At 70.0% G+C, this 21587-nt stretch carries 15 protein-coding genes, 1 tRNA gene and 6 pseudogenes; 11 read left to right on the top strand and 11 right to left on the bottom strand.

Features of this window, described 5'->3' with window-relative positions:
- Positions 1–91, top strand: a 91-nt coding sequence (gene rpmJ, locus ACWD3D_RS15760; RefSeq protein ID WP_451461443.1) for a 50S ribosomal protein L36, incomplete at its 5' end; no start/stop codon positions are given.
- On the opposite strand, the pseudogene ACWD3D_RS15765 reads toward rpmJ, so the two are convergent.
- A pseudogene (locus ACWD3D_RS15765) lies at positions 79–531 on the bottom strand (DeoR family transcriptional regulator); the annotation flags it as partial. The gene rpmJ and the pseudogene ACWD3D_RS15765 overlap by 13 nt on opposite strands.
- Positions 532–823: 292 nt before the next feature.
- Here ACWD3D_RS15765 and ACWD3D_RS15770 point away from each other — a divergent pair.
- A complete protein-coding gene (locus ACWD3D_RS15770; RefSeq protein WP_451461429.1) occupies positions 824–1681 on the top strand; it encodes a sulfite exporter TauE/SafE family protein in 858 nt (285 codons plus the stop codon).
- Between the two features lie 108 nt (positions 1682–1789).
- On the opposite strand, the gene ACWD3D_RS15775 is transcribed toward ACWD3D_RS15770, so the two are convergent.
- On the bottom strand, positions 1790–2290 hold the full coding sequence (locus ACWD3D_RS15775; protein WP_451461430.1) for a hypothetical protein: 501 nt from the start codon (positions 2288–2290) through the stop codon (positions 1790–1792).
- 202 nt (positions 2291–2492) lie between these two features.
- Positions 2493–3017 carry a DUF309 domain-containing protein gene (locus ACWD3D_RS15780; protein ID WP_451461431.1) on the bottom strand — a complete coding sequence of 175 codons (525 nt, stop codon included), beginning with the start codon at positions 3015–3017 and terminating at the stop codon, positions 2493–2495.
- 192 nt (positions 3018–3209) lie between these two features.
- On the opposite strand from ACWD3D_RS15780, the gene ACWD3D_RS15785 reads away from it, so the two are divergent.
- A complete protein-coding gene (locus tag ACWD3D_RS15785) occupies positions 3210–5855 on the top strand; it encodes an ATP-binding protein (RefSeq protein ID WP_451461432.1) in 2646 nt (881 codons plus the stop codon).
- A gap of 50 nt (positions 5856–5905) precedes the next feature.
- Positions 5906–5979, top strand: a tRNA-Pro gene (locus tag ACWD3D_RS15790).
- A 384-nt stretch (positions 5980–6363) separates the two neighbouring features.
- On the opposite strand, the pseudogene ACWD3D_RS15795 reads toward ACWD3D_RS15790, so the two are convergent.
- Positions 6364–6784 (bottom strand): annotated as a pseudogene (locus ACWD3D_RS15795) (IS1380 family transposase); the annotation flags it as partial.
- 178 nt (positions 6785–6962) lie between these two features.
- Here ACWD3D_RS15795 and ACWD3D_RS15800 point away from each other — a divergent pair.
- From ACWD3D_RS15800 to ACWD3D_RS15810, 3 genes and pseudogenes are all read left to right on the top strand, one after another.
- Positions 6963–7645, top strand: a pseudogene (locus tag ACWD3D_RS15800) (ISAzo13 family transposase); the annotation flags it as partial.
- 284 nt (positions 7646–7929) lie between these two features.
- Positions 7930–9060: a sensor histidine kinase gene (locus ACWD3D_RS15805; RefSeq protein ID WP_451461433.1), complete on the top strand. Its 1131-nt coding sequence runs from the start codon at positions 7930–7932 to the stop codon at positions 9058–9060.
- Positions 9057–9728, top strand: a complete 672-nt coding sequence (locus ACWD3D_RS15810) for a response regulator (protein ID WP_451461434.1) — start codon at positions 9057–9059, stop codon at positions 9726–9728. Before ACWD3D_RS15805 ends, ACWD3D_RS15810 begins: the two co-directional genes overlap by 4 nt.
- A gap of 175 nt (positions 9729–9903) precedes the next feature.
- Here ACWD3D_RS15810 and ACWD3D_RS15815 read toward each other — a convergent pair whose 3' ends face one another.
- The gene (locus ACWD3D_RS15815; protein WP_451461435.1) at positions 9904–10482 is read right to left on the bottom strand and encodes a TetR/AcrR family transcriptional regulator; all 579 of its coding nucleotides are present in this window, start codon (positions 10480–10482) and stop codon (positions 9904–9906) included.
- Between the two features lie 92 nt (positions 10483–10574).
- Here ACWD3D_RS15815 and ACWD3D_RS15820 point away from each other — a divergent pair, with 92 nt between their 5' ends.
- Together ACWD3D_RS15820 and ACWD3D_RS15825 are read left to right on the top strand one after the other, a co-directional pair.
- Entirely contained in the window at positions 10575–11021 is a 447-nt protein-coding gene (locus ACWD3D_RS15820) for an anthrone oxygenase family protein (RefSeq protein ID WP_451461436.1), read from the top strand.
- 26 nt (positions 11022–11047) lie between these two features.
- Entirely contained in the window at positions 11048–11473 is a 426-nt protein-coding gene (locus ACWD3D_RS15825) for a DUF4267 domain-containing protein (RefSeq protein ID WP_451461437.1), read from the top strand.
- A gap of 19 nt (positions 11474–11492) precedes the next feature.
- Here ACWD3D_RS15825 and ACWD3D_RS15830 read toward each other — a convergent pair.
- The 3 genes and pseudogenes from ACWD3D_RS15830 to ACWD3D_RS15840 form a co-directional block, all read right to left on the bottom strand.
- Positions 11493–12365 (bottom strand): annotated as a pseudogene (locus ACWD3D_RS15830) (IS5 family transposase).
- 216 nt (positions 12366–12581) lie between these two features.
- A complete protein-coding gene (locus ACWD3D_RS15835; RefSeq protein ID WP_451461438.1) occupies positions 12582–15140 on the bottom strand; it encodes an ABC transporter permease in 2559 nt (852 codons plus the stop codon).
- 16 nt (positions 15141–15156) lie between these two features.
- Positions 15157–15939, bottom strand: a complete 783-nt coding sequence (locus tag ACWD3D_RS15840; RefSeq protein ID WP_451461439.1) for an ABC transporter ATP-binding protein — start codon at positions 15937–15939, stop codon at positions 15157–15159.
- A gap of 323 nt (positions 15940–16262) precedes the next feature.
- On the opposite strand from ACWD3D_RS15840, the gene ACWD3D_RS15845 reads away from it, so the two are divergent.
- On the top strand, positions 16263–16811 hold the full coding sequence (locus ACWD3D_RS15845) for an alpha/beta fold hydrolase (protein WP_451461440.1): 549 nt from the start codon (positions 16263–16265) through the stop codon (positions 16809–16811).
- Positions 16812–17316: 505 nt separating this feature from the next.
- The gene (locus ACWD3D_RS15850) at positions 17317–17733 is read left to right on the top strand and encodes a cold-shock protein (RefSeq protein ID WP_451461441.1); all 417 of its coding nucleotides are present in this window, start codon (positions 17317–17319) and stop codon (positions 17731–17733) included.
- Positions 17734–18263: 530 nt separating this feature from the next.
- Here ACWD3D_RS15850 and ACWD3D_RS15855 read toward each other — a convergent pair.
- The 3 genes and pseudogenes from ACWD3D_RS15855 to ACWD3D_RS15865 all read right to left on the bottom strand — a co-directional run.
- Positions 18264–18533, bottom strand: a pseudogene (locus ACWD3D_RS15855) (helix-turn-helix domain-containing protein); the annotation flags it as partial.
- Positions 18534–18767: 234 nt separating this feature from the next.
- Complete coding sequence (locus tag ACWD3D_RS15860; protein ID WP_451461442.1) at positions 18768–20087, bottom strand: ricin-type beta-trefoil lectin domain protein; 1320 nt, start codon at positions 20085–20087, stop codon at positions 18768–18770.
- A 79-nt stretch (positions 20088–20166) separates the two neighbouring features.
- A pseudogene (locus ACWD3D_RS15865) lies at positions 20167–21587 on the bottom strand (hypothetical protein); the annotation flags it as partial.

Raw genomic sequence — 21587 nt, forward strand, 5'->3', positions numbered from 1 at the left:
GAAGATCTGCGACAAGTGCAAGGTGATCCGCCGTCACGGCCGGGTCATGGTCATCTGCGAAAACCTGCGCCACAAGCAGCGCCAGGGCTGACGCAACAGCCCCCGAGCGCCGGCCGCGAGCGCCTGCTCCACCAGGGGCCGCTCGGTCCCCCGGGCCTGCGGGGCGATGTGCAGCGCGACCCGCACGCCGTGTTCGTCCAGCACCGAACGGGCGCCGTGCAGCGTCTCGTACAGGTACGAATGACGCTCCGGCACGACGAGGGCGACCGGACCGGCCTCGACCGCCGCGTCGGCCCGCGCCGCCTCGGGGGCGCGGGCGGGGGCGAGGGCCGGATCCTCGGCCAGGGAGGTGGACCGTGCCACACCGTGCCCGCGTCTGAGGCGTCCCGCGCGGGCCAGTTCCTCCACGTCCCGGCGTACCGTGACCACGGAGACGTCGAGTTCCTCGGCGAGCGCGGTCACCTTCACCGCCCCTCGCGACCGCACCACCGCGAGGATTCGCTGCCGCCTGAGTTCCACCGGCTCCCGCATGCTGTTGGCCCCTTACCCCGTACTGCCGCATGGTGTTCGTTTGAGCGCTTCTTCGATCGCTCGCGGGCGCAGCATAGGCAGATCGTCCCGGCCGGACGCCAGGGGTGTGGAGGGGAGGGCATTCGCCGGGGGTGGCCGGCGGCGCCGATGAGTGGCGTGTGGTGCTGGGTGGGTGGCGTGTGGCGAGTGGTGCGCCAGGTGTGGGCTGTGGGCGGTGCGCCGGGTGTGGGTGGTGCGTCGCGTGTGGGCGGTGCGTCGCGTCCATATCGATGTGTTTAGCATTCAGTACGCAATGGATACCCTCACGCTTGCCCAAGTGGCCGTGCTCGCCGCGGCGTCAGCCCTCGTCGGCTTCTCGAAGACCTCGATCAACGGCGCCAACACGATCAGTCTCGCGGTCTTCGCGGCCGTACTTCCGGCCCGTGAGTCCACCGGTGTGCTGCTTCCCCTCCTGATCGCCGGTGACGTACTCGCCGTATTCGTCTACCGGCGGCACGCGCACTGGCCGACCCTGCTACGGCTCTTCCCCACCGTCGCGGTCGGCCTGGTGGCCGGAACGCTCTTCCTGAAGTACGCGGGCGACGGCGCGGTACGGGCGTCGATCGGCGCCATTCTGCTGGTCATGGTCGGCGTCACACTCTGGCGGCGCCGGCGGACGGCAGGGCCGGTGGCCGACGGGAAGCGGGCGGAAGGCGGTCACGGCGGCGAGGCCGAGCCCGGTACGGAAGCCGGTGAACGGGGGGCGGGAGCGGGGGGCGCGGAGCCGGAGCCTCTGGGGCGGCGGGCCCGCAACGCCGCACGCGCCCAGGCCGGGACCTACGGGGTGCTCGGTGGCTTCACCACCATGGTGGCCAACGCGGCCGGCCCCGTCATGTCGCTCTACCTGCTGTCCTCCGGGATGCGCAAACTCGGCTTCCTCGGCACGTCCGCCTGGTTCTTCCTGATCGTCAACGTGACCAAGGTGCCGTTCAGCGTGGGGCTCGGCCTGATCGACGGGCGCTCCCTGCTGCTCGACGCGGTTCTGGTGCTCTTCGTCCTGCCCGGCGCCTGGCTGGGCCGCCGGTGCGTGGACCGGATCAACCAGCGGCTCTTCGAGCGGATCGTGCTCGTGGCGACGGTGGTGGGCGGGCTCCAGCTGGTGCTGCTCTGAGAGGGCCCGCCCGATACCGGTCGGACGCGTGGACGCCGTGGGGCGGTGGACGTCGTGTGGCGTGGCGTCGTGCGGCGTGGCGTCGTGGGGCGCCCGCGTCCTCGTCGCTCAGGGAAGCAGCAGCCAGTCCGTTCCGACGGCGGCGAGCAGACCGATGCCGAGCAGCCAACTCGCGAGCCGAGTGCGCCCGTTGCGGCTGAGTTCCATCACCACGCCGCACAGGATCAAGGCGAGTCCGTAGACGCCGACGACCAGGACCGACGAGCGGCTCGCGATGCGCATCCACAGGACCACCGCCATCACCGCCATGCCCACCGAAGAGAGCGCGATGCGCAGGCGCCGCGCCTGACGCGGTGTCAGGCGCCCCTGTCCGGCGTCTTCTGCGCCCATCTCCTCCTCGGAGGCACCCTGCTCCGAGGCCTTTTCATCGCCCGCGGCCTCTCCGCCTGCGGCCTCTCCGCCGGGGGTTTCTCCCTCGGGGAGCGCGGTTTCGGCGTCGTCCTCACGGTCCTCACGGACTCGGTCCTCGTTCTCGTTCTGGTCCCGCTTCGCGTCCTCGTCCTCGACCGGGACCTGCGCCCGAACCTGTTCCTGGTCAGCAGTGCTCATGCAGCCGGATCGTAACGGCTGTCCGCCGCGCCGGGTACGTCGAGCCCCGGGGACCGCGGCCCGCGCTCCCTCGACGGCGCCTGTGGCCCGGCCGTGCGGCGGGGCCGTCCGGGGCATCCGTCAACCGGGACGAGTCTCCGCAAGGGTATCCGCGCTGTCGCGCATGGCCGAATCTCAACCGTGCCGCGATCCCGAGGTGTCCCTACGGGCGGAGCCTGGGCGCCTCCGCGGCGGCGTCCAGCCCGCCGGCCGCGCGCTCCCGGTCCGCCGGACCAGCGGCCGAACCGGCCCCCGCGGGCTCCACCCGCCCCGCCAGTTCCCGGGCCCAGCCGATCAGCCCGCCGATCCCGATTCCGTACGGTGCGCGGGTGCGGTACGCCTCCAGTACCGCCGCTCCCCGGCGCAGCAACCGGGCACCCCCTACCGCGTTTCCGCGCGCCGCGTGCGTCAGGCCCACCGCCAACTGAGCCATGGCACGCCACAGTTCCCGGTCCTCCTCCGGGCCCGACTTCCAGGCGTCCTCGAAGACCTCGTGCGCGTGGAAGGGCATGCCCGCGTCCAGCAGCCGCTGGCCCTCCCGCAGTGTCTCCTCGGGGGAGCGCACCACACCTTCGGGCTGACGCCCCACTCCCTCGGTCCCGTAGGGCAGGGGACGCCCCAGCCCGTCGCGGGGGCGGGCGTTGCGCGCCCGGCCTTCGGCGTCGCGGTCCCTGTGCGTTTCGTCCACGGTTCGATTGTGCCCCGTGGGCCTTCCGTTCGGATCATGCCGGGTTCGCGGGGCGGCGCTCCCCGCGAACCCTCGGCCGGTCCGATCCGGACAGAAGGTCCCACCTGTGGCGAACTGTTCCAACCACCGCCCGTGCCGCCCCGCGCGCGACTACGCTCGGCCCTGTCCGCATCACCTTGGGGAAGGGGAGGCATGAAGCCGTCCCGGCCGTTGTACGAGCGCGATCCCGAACTCGCCGCAGCAGCAGACGCGGTGGCCGCGCTCTGCGGCGCGCAGGCCGTCGGTGGCCTGTTGGTCTGCAGTGGGGAGGCCGGGCTCGGCAAGACCGCGCTGCTGGCCGAGGTCCGGGCCATGGCAGCCGACCGCTGCACCGTCTGGTCGGCGCGCGGCGGTGAGACCGTCACGTCGGTGCCGTTCCACGTCGTACGCCAACTGCTCCAGCCCGCGCTCGTCCAGATCCCCACCGACCAACTCCGTGAGCTGTTCGGCGACTGGTACGAGACCACCGCGCCCGCCCTCGGACTCGCACAGCCCAGCGGACCGCAGCCGGACCCCCAGGGCGTCCGGGACGGCCTCGACCACGTCGTGCGCCAACTCGCGATCCGCCACAGCCACCGGCCCCTGCTGCTCATCGTCGACGACGCGCACTGGGCGGACGGCGAATCCCTCGACTGGCTCTCCTCGTTCACCGAGAACCTCGGCGATCTGCCTTTACTGGCCGTTCCGGCCTACCGCCCGCGCGAGATGGCCGACCGGGGCAGGGCCGGGGCCTTCGATCCGACCGCGTCGAGCGACCCCGCCAAACTCGTGAGGATCCCGTTGCGGGCGCTCACTCCGGAGGCCACCGCCCATCTGGTCCGGGCGGCCCTCGGAGACCACGCGGACGACCCGTTCTGCCGCGAGGTCTGGGCGGTCACCGGAGGTAACCCGTACGAGGCGGTCGAGCTGGTCGCCAAGGTGCAGGACGAGGAGATGACGCCGGTGGAGGACTCCGCCGGCCAGCTGCGCGAACTCGGTGCCTCGGCCCGGGGCCGCGGGCTCGTCGCCCGCCTGGAGCGGCTGGGAACCAACGCCAACCGGTTCGCCTGGGCCGCCGCCGTACTGGGCACGGAGATCTCCCGGGACATCGCGGCCAATCTGGCGGGCATGAGCGCGGCGGAGGCCGCCGACTGCACCCACAAGCTCCGCGAAGCCCGCATCGTCACCGGTTTCGACCCGCTGGAGTTCGTCCACCCGCTCATCGCCACGACCATCTACGACTCGATCCCGGCCGCCACCCGTACGGCCATGCACGGACGGGCGGCCTGGGCCTTGACCGACGCCGGACACAGCGTCGCGGCGGCCTCACGCCATCTGCTCGAAGTGCACCCGGACGACGACCAGGGGGTGGTCAGGCAGCTCCGCGAGGCGGCCAGGCACCATCTCGCGGTCGGTGCCCCGGAAGCCGCCCGGCGCTGTCTGGAACGCGCCGTCGAGGAGCCGCCCCGGCCCGAGGACCACGCGCTGATCCTCTACGAACTGGGCTGCGCGACACTCCTCAGCTCGCCCGCCACCACCGTGCGCCATCTGCGGAACGCTCTCGACACACCGGGTCTGGACGACCGCCAGCGAGTCGACGCGACCTTCCGGCTCGCCGCCGCACTCGCCCACAACAACGAGCTGAAGGAGGCCTCCGACACCCTCGCGGCGGAGTCGGCACGTACTGCTCCCGGGCCGGGCCTGATGCGACTGCAGGCCGCGCACTTCCAGTGGGAGGGGATGCAGCGGGAGGAGGACGACGGTGCGGCCCGCTCGCGCAGGCTCGCCGCCAACGCGAACCATCTGGAAGGCCGGGACAACCCCGAGCGCGCGCTGATCACCCTGCGCGCCTTCGACGCGATGATGCGGGGCGAGAGCGCCGAACTCGTCGTCGATTTCTGCGAACGCGCGCTCGTCAACGGCAGCCCGGCCCGTGGCCTCGGCTGGACGGACTCGGAGTGGGGCTTCGAGTTCCCCACCATGGTCGGTATCACCTACGCCTTCACCGACCAGTACGAGCGGGCGCAGAGCCTGTTCGGCGAAGCGGTGCGTGCCTTCGAGATCTCCGGGTGGAGCGGCGCGCACCTCGCCTTCGCCCACACCCTGCTCGGCCTCGTCGCCCGCCGTCGCGGAAGGCTCGCGGAGGCCGAGGGCTTCCTGCGCGAAGGGCTGCGGCTCGCCGACCGAGTCGGCAGCGGCCTTCCCGTCCACTGGGACGCGGCGTGCCTCCTCATCGACACCCTGCTCGCGCGAGGCCGTACGGCCGATGCCCGCCTGGTCGCGGACCAGTACGAGTTCGGTGCCCCGTACCCCAGTGCCATGGTCCTTCCGGACGCCCCGTGCGTCAGCGGCCGTCTGCTGCTGGCCGAGGGGCGGACCGAGGAAGCCGTCGCAGAGCTCGAAGCGGCGGGGCTCTCGCTGGAGGTGCGCGAGCGCCACAACGGTGTCTGGGCGCCCTGGGCGTTCGATCTGGCCCGCGCGCTGCGTGACACGGATCCCGCCAAGGGTGCCGAGATCGCCGCCGAGGCCAGGAAGCACGCGGAACGCTTCGGAACGGACACCGCGATCGGTGAGGCCCTGCGCTGCCTCGCTGTGTTTGCGCCCGCCGAAGAGGCCGAAAAGCTGCTGGCCGACGCCGTGCGCCACCTGGAGGCGTCCTCCTCCGAGTACGAGCACGCGCTCGCCCGGTACGAGTACGGCATCGCGATCCGCAGCGTCCGGGAGCTCGGCCGCGCGCACAAGCTGGCCCTCGGCTGCGGTGCCGACGGACTCGCCAACCGCGCCCAGCAGGCACGCGCGTCAATTCGACCCTCGGAGTGAGGTAATGTTTTCCCTGCGCGGCCGACCGGGAACACCGGGAGGAAACGCAGCGGGACGTGGCGCAGCTTGGTAGCGCACTTGACTGGGGGTCAAGGGGTCGCAGGTTCAAATCCTGTCGTCCCGACTGGAGACAGTCGCAGATCAGGGCCGGTTTCGGAGCAATCCGAGACCGGCCCTTGATCGTTTTGGGGACCAGTTCGGGACCGGTTCGGGACCAATCGGGTCCGGGCGTCCTTGACAGGTCAGCGGGTCATGACGATGGGGCTCGGCAGTGAGCGCGGTGCGCACAGCGCGCTGAAGCGAGCCGGCGGTGCGGTACCGGTCGCCGTGATCTTGTGGACATCCGGGTGCGGGTAGCGCTGGGTGGTGGTCGGTGAACAAACGGGCGTCCGGACCGGGGGCCGGCGGACGGATGCGCTGGGCGACGACGGGGCGGATCTCCTCGACGAGGGGAACCTTGCGGGCCCGCTTGCCTTTGGTGCCCTTGTCGGTCAGGGCGCCGGGGGCGGGGGGTTGTCCGGACCGTCTGGTGAATGGTGTCGGTGATGGTCGTCCCGACCGAGGACGACAGCCACCGGCCCCGCTTCGAGAGCCAAGCGACGAACTCGTGGGTGCCGCCCGCGGAGTCCGTACGACTCCGTGTGGAGCGGGCCACGACCATCACCCCGTCCAGGTCCACGATCACCTGACCGCCCGGGTCCGGTGACGAGGCGCCGGCCGGCTTCCGGACACGCGCTCGTACTTCGGCCCGCGCCTACCGGATCGCGGTCGGAGTCTTCGGCCCGCTCTCGGCGAGCTGGTCGATGAGCGGGGACGGTCGGGTCGGAGGCCACCGGCCCGAACCGGGCGTCTCGCCGCGTCGTCGGAACGCCCGCACGCATGCGGTGTGCGAACGCTCCTCCGCCTTGAGCCTCCGCCAACCTGAAGTCGCAGGTCAAAGGGCTGATGTGACCGGTTCTCCGGGTACTCACGCTGGTCGTGGCCGGAAGTCCGCAGAGAAGATCGTTCGTCAGCACGGCCGAGGCTGAGCCTGGCTCTTTGATTTCTGGCTAAGTGCTTGCCGATCATCAAGGTGTTGCTTTCAGAGCTGGGGCTCGTTGGTGTCGTATGCGCATCCCGGTTGAGACTCGTGAGCAACTTGCCGTGAAATTTGCGGTGTTGTTCCCGCACTTGGACGAACGACAGCGACGGCTCTTGATGGCGGTGGAAGCCCGGGAGTTGGGGCATGGCGGCGTTCGGGCCGTGGCCCTGGCAGCCGGGTGAGCGGGACGACTGTCCGCAAGGGCATGTCCGACCTGGAAGCAGGTCGGCTTCTGACCGGACGGGTGAGGCGGCCGGGCGGCGGACGCAAACGCATCGCGGACCTCGACCCTGGACTGCGGGTCGCCCTGCTGAGCCTCGTCGAGCCGGACGAGCGTGTCGATCCGACACCGCCGTTGCGGTGGACGACGAAGTCGACTCGCTCGCTGGCAGCCGAGCTGACCCGGCAGGGGCACCAGGTCGGTGCGGACACCGTCGCCGCCCTGCTGCGGCAGGAGGGGTTCCGCCTGCAGGCCAACGCCAAGAGACTCGAGGGAAGTCAGCACGCCGACCGGGATGCCCAGTTCCGCTACCTCAATGACCAAGCACGCTACCACCGGGACGCCGGCCAGCCGGTGATCAGCGTGGACACCAAGAAGAAGGAGTTGGTCGGCGACTTTCGCAACCCCGGCCGCTCCTGGCGGCCCGCGGGCGATCCGGTGCCGGTCCGCGTCCACGACGTCGCCGATCCGATGCTGGGTACTGCGCTCGGTGGACATGCCGCTCGAAGCCGCGTTCACGGCGACGTACCCATGGGAGGAGAGGCGCCGGCGCAGCCAGGACGCCATGGAAGGCCCGCGGGCCTTCGCACAGAAACGCCCTCCGGTGTGGCGGGGGAACTGACCGGCCGGCGAGGACCGCGGCACCCGTCGGCGTACGCCGACGGACTGACCACCGGTCCGTCGGCGTACGCCCGCGGGATGACGGCCCTCAGAGGCCGGGGACCTAGGATCGCCCCGTGGAACGTATGCCGCGCCCCCCGCTCCTCGGCCGTATGACGCCACGCGCATGGACGGTGGTGATGTGGTGCATGGTCGTGGGCGCGGCCGTCCTGCTGACCACGATGATCGCGCCCACCACGTCACCGATGTTCATCCAGCCGCGCCAGCGCTTCCACGTGGACCTCTGGGCCAGGATCGCCCTGGCCGTCTTCATCGCGCTGCCGATCGGCCTCGCCCGCCGCCGGCCGCTGTCGGTGCTCGGCCTGATCCTGGTCGAGTCCTTCCTGATCGCGATGGTCCGACAGCCGACGTGGCCGATGCTCATGATGACCGCGGCCCTGGTGGGGTACATCGCGGTCGTCCGCCCCCGCAGCTACGTGGTGGGGGCGGCCCTCGTCACGCTGCTCTCGTGGACCGCCCAGTGGGCGGCACTGAGCGGTGCCGGCTGGCTGCACGCCCTCACCGTCAAAGCGAGCTACGCGGCCCTGCTCATCGGCATCGCCTGGTCGATCGGCAACTCGGTCCGCCAACGACGCGAGTACGCCGACGCGCTGCGCGTCCAGGCGGCCGCCCAGGCCGTCGTGGCAGAACGGCTGCGCATCGCCCGGGAGTTGCACGACACGGTGGCCCATAGCATCGGCATCATCGCGATCCAGGCCGGCGCCGTGAACCGGGTCCTCGAGACGCAGACCCCTGGGGTCAAGGACGCGCTGAACGCCATCGAGACCACCAGCCGGGAGACCTTGGCCGGGCTCAGGCACGCCTTGGGCATGCTCCGCGAGGCGGGCCCGGACTCGCCGAATTCCGTCCGCTCTCCGGGCCTGGCCAATGTGGACCAGCTCACCCGGACGGCGGCGGGCGCCGGGATCCGCGTCCACGTGCACTGGCACGGGCAGCGCCGTGCGCTTCCCCCCGACATCGACCTGTCCGCCTTTCGGATAATTCAGGAGTCTGTGACCAACGTGGTGCGTCATTCGGGCAGCGACGACTGTCACGTGAATGTGGATTTCAGGGACGAGGAACTGGCCATCGAGGTTGTCGACGACGGACGCGAGCACCGCGCCGCGGGAGCCGGCTACGGCATCGCCGGGATGCGCGAACGCGTCGTCCTGCTGAAGGGACACTTCCATGCGGGACCCCGGCCCGAAGGCGGATTCAAGGTCGAAGCGAGGCTCCCGGTATGACGACCGTCCGGCTCGTGCTCTGCGACGACCAGCCCCTCGTGCTCTCCGGCCTGCGCATGGTGATCGGCGCCGCCCAGGACCTGGAGATCGTGGGGGAGGCCCAGACCGGAATCCAGGCGATCCAACTGGCCAGGGAGACGCGGCCCGACGTGGTGGTGATGGACATCCGGATGCCCGGCATGGACGGCATCGAGGCCACCCGTGCCATCACCGCCGAGTCCGACGACATCCGCGTCGTCATGCTGACCACCTTCGACGACGACGAGAACGTCTACGCCTCGCTGCGCGCGGGCGCCAGCGGGTTCCTGGTCAAGGACACGGCGCTCGATGACCTGCTCACAGCGATCCGGGTGGTCGCCGAGGGCAACGCCCTGATCGCGCCGAGCGTCACCCGCCGCCTCATCGAGGAGTTCGCGGGCAGGCCCGAACCCAGCCGGAGCCCCCGCCCCAAGGAACAGCTCCTGAACGGGACCACCGAGCGGGAACGCGAGGTGCTCACGCTGATCGGGCGCGGCCTGTCCAACGCCGAGATCGCCGGCACGCTCTTCATCGGCATGGCCACCGCCAAGACGCACGTCGCCCGGCTGATGAGCAAGCTCGGCGCCCGCGACCGGATCCAGCTGGTCATCATCGCCTACGAGGCAGGCCTGGTCTCGGTGTCCTCTTAGGGCGCGTATCGGGTCGCGATCAATGAGCATCGCAGCTTCCGGAGCGGGTGCCGGCTTCGGGCACGGGGTCCGGCGATCTGCGGCTGCGCCGTGTGGACGCGAGTGACCGGAAGCGTTGCCGCAGGCAGCGGCGGGGGCCCGAGGGCCCCGGCTGCATGCCCGCCGGGACGGTGTGTCAGACCACGGCGAGCCGGTCCACCAGCAGCTCCACCCTCTGCGCGGCGTCCTCCGGTAGCAACCGTCCCGCCCGGGTCAGGGTCGCAAGGCCGTGCAGGGACGCCCAGAACACCTCGGTGAACAGCGCCGGGTGGACACCGTCCCCGGCGACCTCGCCCAGGCTCTCCAGCAGCGCGGCGAAGGCGTCCTTCAACGGCTCCGGGGTGTACTCCTGCGCGTACGCCAGGCCACCGTCGAGCTGGAACAAGGCATCGTAGACCGCCGGGTTGCGTGCGGCGAAGTCGAGGTAGGCGCGGGCGAGCGCGGCGACCTGCTCGCGTGGGCCGTCCGCGGCGACGGTCGCGGCACGCACCGCCGCGGCCAGCTCGGCAGCGCCCTCCAGGGCGACGGCGCCGATGATCTCCCGCTTGCCGCGGAAGTGGCTGTAGAGGACGGGCTGGCTGTACTCGATGCGCTCGGCGAGCCGCCGGGTTGTGACCGCGTCCCAGCCCTGCTGCTCAGCAAGTTCGCGGGCTGTCGCCACGATGAGGCGCTCGCGCTCCGCCCGTTCGCGCTGCTTGCGTTCTTGTACCGACATGACTCGAATACTAGCACCGCTAGACAATCCAGCGGCAGCAGTACTAGCCTCGCCTCATCATCTAGCAGCGCTAGGTACCAGGAGGGGTCATCATGTTCAACGCACTCGAGGTGTTCACCACCGTGATCGTCGGCCTGATGGTGGGGGTGGAGTTCTCCGTCGCTTTCGTCATGAACCGGATCTTCAACGCCCTTCCCGAAGACAGCGACCAGCTCGCCCGCGCCCACGGGGGCCGGATGCTCGGCGCCCTCATGCCGTTCTGGTATATAGGCTCGCTCGTCCTCAGCGCAGTCTGGGCCATCGCCGGATGGGACCGCCCAGGCGCCGGACTCGTCGTCATCGCCGCCGCGCTGCTGATCGTGAGCGTGATCATGTCGCTCCTGCTGCTCGTCCCGATCAACAACCGGGGCAAGACGTGGACCCCCGAGAACCGGCCCGCGGACTGGAAGGAGCAGATGAACCGCTGGGACCGCTACCACTACGTCCGCGTCGTCGTCATCGTCGCCGCCTTCGCCTTCCTGGTCACTGCCCTCGCCTGAGCCCGAAATCCACAGGGAGAAGAACAATGTCACTGAAGAAGGTCAACACCGTCCTGGCCGCCGCCTTCATCCTCTTCATCCTCTGGTTCGGGTCGGAGTTCATCCTGCGCCCGGAGACGGTGGCGTCGGGCTTCGGCCTGCCGAGTTGGCCGTCCGGCGACGGAGGCGGCTTCCTGATCGTCAAGGGAACCCGCGACGTCGTCATGGCCCTGGTACTGGGTGTCCTGCTGGTGGCAGGTCACCGCCGGGCGCTGGGCTTGGTGCTGCTGGTGGAGGCCCTCGCCGCGTGCGGGGACATGGCCAACGTGCTGGCCCACCACGGCTCCGTGGCCGCCGCGCTCGGCGTCCACGGCCTGACCGCGATACTGATGGTGGTCAACGGCCTGCTGATAATGCGCGAGACCCGCAAGGTCGCGGCTGCTCCGGCAACGCGCGCCCCGCAGCCCGCCTAGGGCAGGCATTGAGTCGTGATCACTGACTGGCTCGGGCGAGGTCCTTGATCCAGATCATGGAAGCTCGGAGGTGGAGGCCTGCTTGGTAGCTCTCCGGGGTTTTGTCGTGGCGGGTCGCGATGCCGCGCCATGCCTTGAGCATATTAATCAGGCGCTCAACGGTGTTGCGCTCTCTGTAGAGCTCGGCGTCGTGGGTGACGGGCCGACCGCCCCTACTGCCCTTCTTCTTCCGGTTGGCGGCTTGGTCCCTCTTCTCCGGGATCACAGCCTTGATACGGCGTTTGTGCAGGTAGGCGCGGTTACCGCGGGACGAGTAAGCCTTGTCTCCGGCGACCGCGCCGGGCCGGGGGCGGGGACGGCCGACCGGCCCACGGGCCCGCACCTGCTCGAGCACGGGGATGAACCGAGGGCTGTCGGCGGCCTGCCCGGCGGTCAGCGTGAGCACGAGCGGGCGACACCTGCGGTCACCCGCAACGTGGATCTTGCTGGTCTGGCCGCCCCGCGACCGTCCGAGCCGGGCAGCCTTCTCCAGCGCGGCGAGGATCTCCGGATCGAGATGCATTCCGGCCGCGTCGTGGTGGGCGCGGGCCGTGGTGGAGTCCGCGCTGACCAGCGACAAGTCCACCCTGCCACGCTTCGCAGCCTCGGCGATCAGGCCCTCCAGCAGGGCCTCGAAGACCCCGGCATCCCGCCACTGCCTAAACCGGTTGTGCACGGTGGACCAGGCGCCGAACTCGTCCGGCATCTCCCGCCATTGCGCTCCTGCGCGAAACCTTCAGATCACGCCCTCGAACTGCTGCCGCAGCCGGGTGGGATACGGGCCGTACTCGCCGATTGGCAGGTGTGGCGCGATGAACTCCCACTCCTCATCCGTCAGTTGCACGCGCGTCATGTACTCAGGACTACGGGGGCCAGCCCTGAAGCGGAGGCGGATCCCACAGATTGATCACGACCCGATACAGGCCCTAGTACGTGACGCCCCACCATGCCTGACGCCCGTACACCGTACGGGCGTCAGGCATGGTGGAGGCGGACAGGACGGCCGGGGCGGGCGTCCCACACGGGGATGTGGAGTGGCGCCCGCCCCGGCCGTCGGTCTGGTGGTACTTCAGTCCGTGGCGATGGCCGCCAGGACGTTCATGCGATCGGCGCGGAAGGCCGGTACGAGGGCGGCCAGCAGACCGACCACCGCGGAGAGCGCCAGGACGATCGCGATCGTGGCCACCGGTACGGACAGCGTCTGCAGCCCCTGGGCCTTCATCAGGTGCTGGGCACTGATACCCCAGCCGAGGCCGAGCCCGGTGCCGAGTAAGGCGCCGAAGACCGCGATCACCACGGACTCCAGATGGATCATCCGGCGCAGCTGGCGCCGGGTGAGCCCGATCGCGCGCAGCAGCCCGATCTCACGGGTCCGCTCGACGACCGACAGGGCCAGCGTGTTGATGACGCCGAGCACCGCCACGAGGATCGACAGTCCGAGCAGGGCGTAGACCAGGTAGAGGAGGGTGTTGACCTGCTTCAGGTAGAGATCCTTGAAGCCGGCCTGGTCCTGCACGGTCAGCTGCGGATAGTCGCCGAGCGCGTCCTGCAGGGCCTGGTAGACCTCGCTCCTGTCCGCTCCGTCGGCCGCCTTGCCGTAGAAGCCGGAGTCGGTGGGCATCTCGTCGGCGGGCAGGGTGCCGGCGACCGTGAGGATGCCGATGTAGAACTGCTTGTCGAAGACCGTGCTGCCCGCAGAGGTGATCACTCCGACCGGCACGGACTGCTTGTGGCCGTTCCCGTAGTCGAGCTCCAGTTTGTCCCCGACGCTCAGGCCGTGGGTGTCCGCGTACTCCTCGTCCACCGAGATGCCGCCACCCGTGATGGTGTCCTCACCGCTCCCCTCCTTGACGGGGAAGCGGAAGTCCTTGGTGAAGGACCCCGAGACGGCCACCAGGGTGTAGGTGTTGCCCTCTCCGCCCGGCGGCGTGATCGTCGCGGGAAGGTGCTTCTCCTCGGTGATGTGATCGATCCCCGGGGTGTTCTGCGCCGCCTCCAGCATGGCGGGCGTCAGACCCGTCTGGTCGGCCATGACGAGGTAGTCCGCGCCCAGCACCTTGTCGATCTGCGCGTTGGTCGAGCTGACCATCGAGGAGGAGATCACCGATACGCCCGTGACCAGCGCGAGACCGATCATCAGGGCCGCCGCGGTCGCTCCCGTACGGCGCGGATTGCGCATCGCGTTGCGCTGGGCGAGCTTGCCGGACGGCCCGAACAGCTTCGGAAGGACCGCACCGAGCACACTGATCGAACCGGTGGCGAGCAACGGCCCGAGCACGACGAAACCGATCAGCGTGAGGGCCACGCCCGCGCCCACTCCCGGTGAAGAACCGCCGCTCGCACCGTACGCGAGGAGCGCGCCGCCGAGCAGCGTGAGGAGCAGGCCGGTTCCGGCCCGCAGCCTGCCGGTGGAGCCGTCGCCCGGGGTGCCGTGCTCGCGCAGTGCGGCCATGGGCGAGAACCGGCCGGCCCTGCGCGCGGGGATCCAGGCGGCGAGGACGGTGACCACGACGCCGACCGCGTACGAGGCGACCGGGATGCTCGCGTCGAACTCCAGGGAGCCCGAGATCTTCATGCCTGCCCGGCCCATCAGCAGGATCAGGAGCTGCGCGACACCCAGACCGGCGAGCATGCCCAGGGTGGAGCCGATCACCGCCAGCAGCAGTGCCTCGACGAGGACCGACTGGTTGACCTGGCGACGGCTGCACCCGAGAGCACGCAGCAGGCCGATCTCCCGGGTGCGCTGGGCGACCAGCATGGAGAAGGTGTTGACGATGAGGAAGCCGCCGACGAGCAGCGAGATCCCGGCGAACCCGAGCATCAGGTACTTCATGAAGCTGAGGTAGCTGCCGACGTCCTTCTCGCTGTCCGCCGTCTGCTCGCCGGCCGTCATGACGTCGAAACCGTCGCCCAGGGCGGCCGTGACCGAGGTCTTGATCAGGTCGTCCGAAACGCTGCCGTCGCTGAAGGCCGCGACCGAGGTGAACACGTCGGAGGCGCCGAGGAGGTCCTTCTGCGCGGTCGGGACGTCCAGGTAGGCCAGTCCCGAACCGGGGTTGGTGCCCTTGAAGGTGGCGATGCCCGAGATGGTGTAGTCGAAGGTGCCGAAGGGGTTGATCACCTGGACCGGGTCGCCGATGCCGAGCTTGGAGTGGTCGGCGCTGTCCGCGTCGATCATCATCTGCCGGGGGCCGGACGGGGCGCTGCCCGAGGTGATCTCCATGGGGGAGCGGGGAACGGGCACCCAGGCGCCGAGCTTGGTCGAGGCCCCTCCGACCGGCCCCACGGCCTTGTTGGTCTTCGGGTTGATCAGGGTCGCGTTGGCGACGGTGATCTGGCCGACGGTGCATTTCACACCGGGCTGTGCGGCCACCTGCCGCACCGAACCGGCGGCGAGCGTCAGCGGCTTGGAGCCCTGCTGGGGACCGGCGATGGCCTTGGCCGGAGTTCTGGTGACCAGGAGGTCGGGGGCGGTGGAGGAGAAGAGACGGTCGAACGTCTTGGTCGCGGTCGTGGAGAAGACCAGGGTTCCCGCGACGAAGGCGACGGAGAGGACGACGGCGACGAGGGACAGCACCATGCGGCCCTTGTGCGCGAAGAAGCTCCGCAGAGAGGTCTTGATCAGCATCGGTTCGCGCCGCCGTTCAGCTCGTACGCTTGCCGTCGAAGCGCCGCATGCGTTCCAGGACGGAGTCGGCGGTGGGGGAGAGCATCTCGTCCACGATCCTGCCGTCCGCCAGGAACAGGACGCGGTCGGAACAGCTCGCCGCCACGGGATCGTGGGTGACCATGACGATGGTCTGCTCCAGCTCGTCCACCGAACGCCGCAGGAACGTCAGCAGCTCGGCGCCGGAACGCGAGTCGAGATTTCCGGTGGGCTCGTCCCCGAAGATGATCTGCGGTCGCGAGGCGAGCGCCCGCGCCACCGCGACACGCTGCTGCTGGCCGCCGGAGAGCTGGGCCGGCCGGTGGCCGAGCCGGTCGGCCAACCCGACGGTCTCCACGATCTGATCGAGCCGGCCCCGGTCCGGCTTGCGGCCCGCGATGTCCATCGGCAGCGTGATGTTCTCCAGGGCGCTCAGCGTGGGGAGCAGGTTGAAGGCCTGGAAGACGAATCCGATCTTGTCGCGGCGCAGTCTGGTCAGCTCTTTGTCCTTCAGCCCGGTGATCTCCGTCGAGCCGATCCAGATCCGGCCCTCCGTGACCGTGTCGAGGCCGGCCAGGCAGTGCATCAGCGTCGACTTGCCCGAGCCGGAGGGGCCCATGATCGCGGTGAACCGGCCGAGCGGGATGTCGACGTCGACCGCGTCGAGCGCCGTGACCCGGGTCTCCCCGGCACCGTACGCCTTGGTGACCTGTCGTGCGGAGGCCGCATGCGCACCGCCGGGGCCCTGGGTTGCCTGTAAGGCCGCGGATGCCGTCGTCACTGATCGCTCCTAGGTCGGTGGTTCCTGGCTCAGCTCGCTGCGGGGGCGGAGCGGACGCCTCCAACGTAGAGCGCGGCCCCTCGGCGAATCGTCATCCCGCGGAGGGACGGGAACCGTCATCCCGCGGGTGGAACGAGGCCGCCGGGGCCGGTGTTCAACTGTGTTCCGGCGGCAGTCGAACACCAGGGGTGCGCCGGTCCGACCGGGCCCGGCCACTCTTGATCGCCGCAACCACGCGGTGTCATCCTGTGCCGCGGCGACCCGGTGGACGCCGCCCCACGGCGAGGAGTGTGTGTTTTGCCCACCACGAGAACGGGGGCGTCATGCCGTTCGTGAACACCAACGGCCTCCGGGTCTCCTACCAGCGGTCGGGACGGGGCGTACCCGTCCTGTTCATCATGGGGTCCTCGGCCTCGGGACGGGTCTGGACCATGCACCAGACCCCGGCCCTGAACGCGGCCGGATACGAGACGGTCACCTTCGACAACCGGGGCATCCGGCCGACGGACGTCCCCCCGGGCGACTACACGCTCGGGGACATGGTCGCCGACACCCGAGGGCTCATCGAGCAACTGGAGCTGGGACCCTGCCACGTCGTGGGGACCTCGCTCGGCTCGATGGTGGTCCAGGAGCTCGCGCTCGACCATCCGGAGATGATCCGCTCCGCGGTCCTGATCGCGAGCAGAGCGATTTCGGGGGTGGGAGAAAGTGAATCAGTCAGCCGTACATGTAAGCGAGCCCAGTACCGAATCCGTCGCCATGGACTCCATTGCCGGGACTTCCCGTGTTCCCGGTCGTCAGAAGGACAACGGAAACCGGGTGACGGAAGTCCGAATATCCTCGTTACTTCCCGGTGTGTCCCCGCGTTCTGAGAAGTCCGAGCCCGTGCCGTTCCAGCCGACGAGGGCAAGGGGCGAGCGCAGAGCCGAGCTGCTCGACGCGGATCCCAGTTCGGCGCTGGACGAGCTGCTGCGGGATCCTTCGCTGCGGCACAAGAAAGAAGGCGGGAACCTGCTGCGCCCTGCTGCAGCAGAACGCGGTCGGCATGCGGCAGAGGTCCGAACTCACCGCCACGGTACCGCCGCACTGTGGCGCCCTGGTGGTGAACCTTGCCCGGCAGTACGCCGAGACCTGACTGGAGTTCGCCCAGAACCTCGACGAGCAGATGCAGTCGTCCGACCGCTCTGCCGCAGGTGCGTGACGGAACGGTAGCGGCATCCCCTTCCGGCGGCCCCGCCTTCCGGTCCCGGTTCGCGACCGGAATGGAGGGCGGGGCGGCAACGGAGGGAGCGACGAGAGATCATGTGGAGAGGCCGGAGCGTGGCAGGGATCCGGCCTGCATTTTCCGGATGCGGGATTGTGGTTATGGGGGTAAGCGTGGTCGCTGGTCGTGTGGTGCGATTTGACGGAACGCGGGGTTATGGGTTCATTGCCCCGGAGAACGGCCAGGAGGATGTCTTTCTGCATGTGAACGACCTCCTCATTCCCGAGTCCTGTCTTCGGACGGGCCTTGTGGTGGAGTTCGAGATCGAGGAGGGGGACCGGGGCCCGAAGGCCTCGTCCGTCCGGCTTCCCGAAGGGGGCGAGGCGTCCGCGGCAGTGGCGGCATCGGCAGTGCCTCGACGTGCGGACGGTGACGACGCCATGTGCGACGTCCTGCGCGAGGACGAGTGCACGACCGAGATCACCGAACTGCTGCTGCGCGCCGCCCCGTCACTGACGGGTAGCCAGATTATGCAGATCAGGCGGGAGATGGTCCAGTTCGGGCGCAAGCACGGCTGGGTCGAGGGGTGAAACGCGATGCGGCCCCGACCGCCCCGTTCCTGTGAATGGGCGGTCGCGCGCGGGTATCTCGTGCAAGTGCGCCGCCGCGGTTGAACGCCGTAGCCCGGGCCCGTAGGTCTCTCGCCGGAGGGGCAGTTGGGAATGCTTCCCTGCCGGCGACATCATTGCCGCGCCCTCCCCGGTGTCCGATTGCACCGGGGAGGGCGCTCCGGCCAGAGAGGCGAAATCCGCGGACCACGACAGGGACTCGGTGCTCCTGCGCCAGGGGCGCCCCGGTACCCCGTCGGTGGGAGAAGCGGGCCGTAGCCTCCTGCACGCACCGAAAGCACGGGACGAACAGAGCGAACAGATCGAACGGGGCCATCGGTTCGAACAGGCCGAGCGGGAGGATCCTCGATGAAGTCGAAGCGTCATGCGGGCGCGACCGGAGGACCGGCGTGCCTCGCGGCGGCGATCGCGATGGTGACCGGAATCCGGACAGCCCTGTCATGAGCCGTGCACTCGTGCCGACGATGACGAAGGACTGACGCGGTTGCCACTCACCGCGCCGCTGAAATCCGGTGCTGCCTCGGGATCGTGCCGAACTCCCGACGAAGGCGTGCGCATGGGCGTACGGGGTGCTGTAGCCGACGCGGTCCGCGATGGTGGCCGGCGAGTCCCGCATGCAGCGGAGCAGGGTGGCGGCGAACGTCAGCCGCCACCAGGCGGGACACGTCATCGGTGAACGGCCGACCAGGGCGGTGACGGCGGGCCAGGATGGCGCGGAACACGTCCGCCTCGACGGTCAGACGTTCGAGGGTCCACGTCGCAGGTTCGAATCCTGTCGTCCCGACTTTGCGAAGTCGCAGGTCGTACTTCACGAAGTCGCAGCTCAGAGGGTCTGTCGGAGAAATTCGGCAGGATCTTTGCGCATGTCCGGGGGATCGCGGCGAGCCCGGGGGGTTCCGAGTGGTCAGGCGGTCCGGTTCGGGTCCGCGCTGACGCGTGCGTGGTCCTGGTCGCCGGCGGTGGTGTCCAGGACCCGCCTGATCCTCACCGTGCGGTCAGCGCTTGCTCCACTTCTGGTTCGGCTGGCCGTTGCAGGTCCACAGCTGTAGCCGGGTGCCGTTGGCGGTCGCGGTGTCCTTGACGTCGACGCACTTGCCGATCACCGTGTTCACGAGGTCGTGCGACGCGTTGACCTTGAACTTCTGGGCCCAGCCACCGTTGCATTTGGCCAGCTGGATCTGGGCGCCGTCGTCCGTCGACGCCCACGCGATGTCCATGCACAGCCCCATGGAACGTACGGTCCCGTCGGACCGGAAGTCCCACTTCTGCCAGTTCTTCCCCTGGCAGTCGTAGATCTCCAAGGGGGCACCGTCCTTGCCCTTGTCGCCCACGATGTCGACGCACCGGCCGCTGGCGTGGCTGTAGACCGTCACACCCGCCGCGACCGCTGCTGCCGCCGCGACCGGCGTGGTCGTCTTGGCCGGCGTGGTGGTGACGGTGTCGGACTTCGACGTGCCGCCGCCGCCGGAGGTCGACGAGGACGAATGGGACGATGAGGGCTTGGACGAGTCCGACGAGACACCGTTCTTCGCCGATCCGCTGCCGCCAGAGCCGGACGAGCCCCCGGACGCGTCGGACTTCCCCGGATCCGACTGGTTGCCGCGGGGCGCGCTCGCCTCGGGAGAGCCTGTTTTGCGCTTGCCCGAGGCGGGCGCGGCCGACTCGAAAGCGCCCGGCGTGTCCTCGAAGGGGTCCGTCAGGACGGTGTCCGCGGAGTCGCCGGAACCGGCTGCCCTGATGCCGTCGTTGTTGTCGCTCCGCGCGTTGATCAGGAAGGGGACGGATACCAGAAGCGCGCCCGCTATCGCGGCGGCGGCCAGGATGGTGCGCGGCGGCCGACCCGGCTGCCCCGCCCGTGCGGCGCCCGCGTCGGAGCTGTCCCCGGCGGTGAGTGTGACCGCCTCCGCGTCGCCCTCCGGGGTGGCCCCGGCGGACGCGCCCTCGGCCGTGGCGGGGGCGGACCCGTCTTCGGCTTGCGCCGCAGCGGAGGCGTCTTCGGCTTGCGCGGCAGCGGACCCGCCCTCGGCCTGCGCGGCAGCGGAAGCGCCCTCGGCCTGCGCGGCGCCGGCAGAGGAGGAGACCTTCGCAGTGGGCGTCCCGGTGTCCGGCTCGGCGGTGCCCTCGGGCTCAAGGGCACCATGCACGGAGCCGGAGGTCGGCGCACCATCCGGGTCGACGCCGGGGGTGGAGACCGCGGCGGCCGACGACCCCGCCGTCGAGGCGGTCGGCTCAGCGGTCCTGTCCGGGGCGGCGGCCGCGGCTGTCTTGCCCTCGGAACCCTGCGGGGACCCGGCAGTGTGCGGTGCGGTGCTCAAGACGTCCTCCTGGCGAAGCGGCTGTGGGGCGGGTTCCATCGGTTCCCGCGTGGTGCTGGGGGTCTGCGCGGTCCATGTCTCAGGTTTCCCGCACAAGTTGAGGGGGCGTCGAGTAGCGCGCCCCGTCGAAGACGATTCGGATCGGCGCACCGGTTCCGGTTCCGGTTCCGGTTCCGGAACCGGTTCCGTGTCTGTGCTCGGTGCCGTCCTGGTCGACGATCACGACGATCCGGCCGGAAACCATCGCTGTCAGGGTCGCCAAGGTCTCAGGATAGGACCCGGGGCCGGCCCGGTTGACGAGCAGTCGGATTCGCTGCCCGACGTCCAACTGCGCCGCAGACAGGGTGATCCGGCCGCCCAGCATGCTCGCCTCGGCGAGCTGGCCCGGTCCGAGTTTCACATCCAGTGCGCTGATCTCGTCCAGGTCGGCCATGTCGTCGCCGGAGGGCAGTCCGGTGACGGGCGCTCCGGCCTCCGCTTCGAGGGACGAAATACGGTCGGACAACCAGAAGTTGAGGGCGTCCGGACCTCCGCCGTCCTGAGTCGGGGAGGACTCCGGGCTCAACTCGTGCAGCAGCGATGCTGAGAAGGACTCCTCGGGAGACAACGGAACGGTGTCGTCCCCGCCCAGAACGCCGTTGCCGTCAAGTCCCCTTGCCGGGTGCGGCCTGGAGCCCGGGTCGGGCCACTGGGGCGGTGTACGTGCGAGTGATCCCGTGGGCATGTCGACCTGCGCGGTGCCCCGCAGATTGTCCACGTCGGCCGCGAGTCCCGCCAGGCGCTCGGCGGCCCCTCGCTGCGCGCGGGCCGCGACGAGTTGCCGATCGCGAGCGGCGTCGAGCAACTCCCGCAGCTCGTCGGCTCGTCGGCCCGCCTCTTCCAACGCCTTCTCCGCGGCGTACCTGCGCGCCCGGGCCGCCCTGGCGAGGTCGCTCTGCTGGGAACCGGCCCCGGCTGATTCGGTACTGGCCGGTTCGGTGCCAGCAGGTGCGGTACCGGCCGACTCCGCGGCCTTCCGTAGTTGTTCGAGGGTCCGCCGGGCCTCGCGGGCGCGGATCTCGTCCGGCCGTACGCCCCGGCGCTCGGCGGGATGGATGCGGCTGATGTGGGCGGCCTCCGCATCGGCCGCGCGGCTGAGGCGTTGTGCGGTGTGGATTCGCTCGTCCAGGGTGGGCTGCCCGCTCGACGAGGAGCCCTGGCTACTACTCCCCGAGGCCGCCGACTGCCGCTGCCCGCCCGACTTCTGACCGGGCTGGGGGGCTCGGGCGGAGACGGTCTGGGGACGAGTGGGCGCGACGGGCAGGACGGGCGGCGTGTTCGTGGCGTGGTAGGTGATGGGTGCGCCTTCGCCGAGTGCGAGGAATTCGTTTTCGCCTTCGCCCAGGAGGAGTGAGCGGTCGGGGGTCGTGTTGGCGCGGCTTTGGAGGTAGGTGCCGAATACGTGGTGCAGGGGCACTTTCTGTGAGGTGACCCAGAATGGTCCGAGGGTGTGGCTGCTTT

The sequence above is a fragment of the Streptomyces sp. NPDC002690 genome (assembly GCF_053592415.1).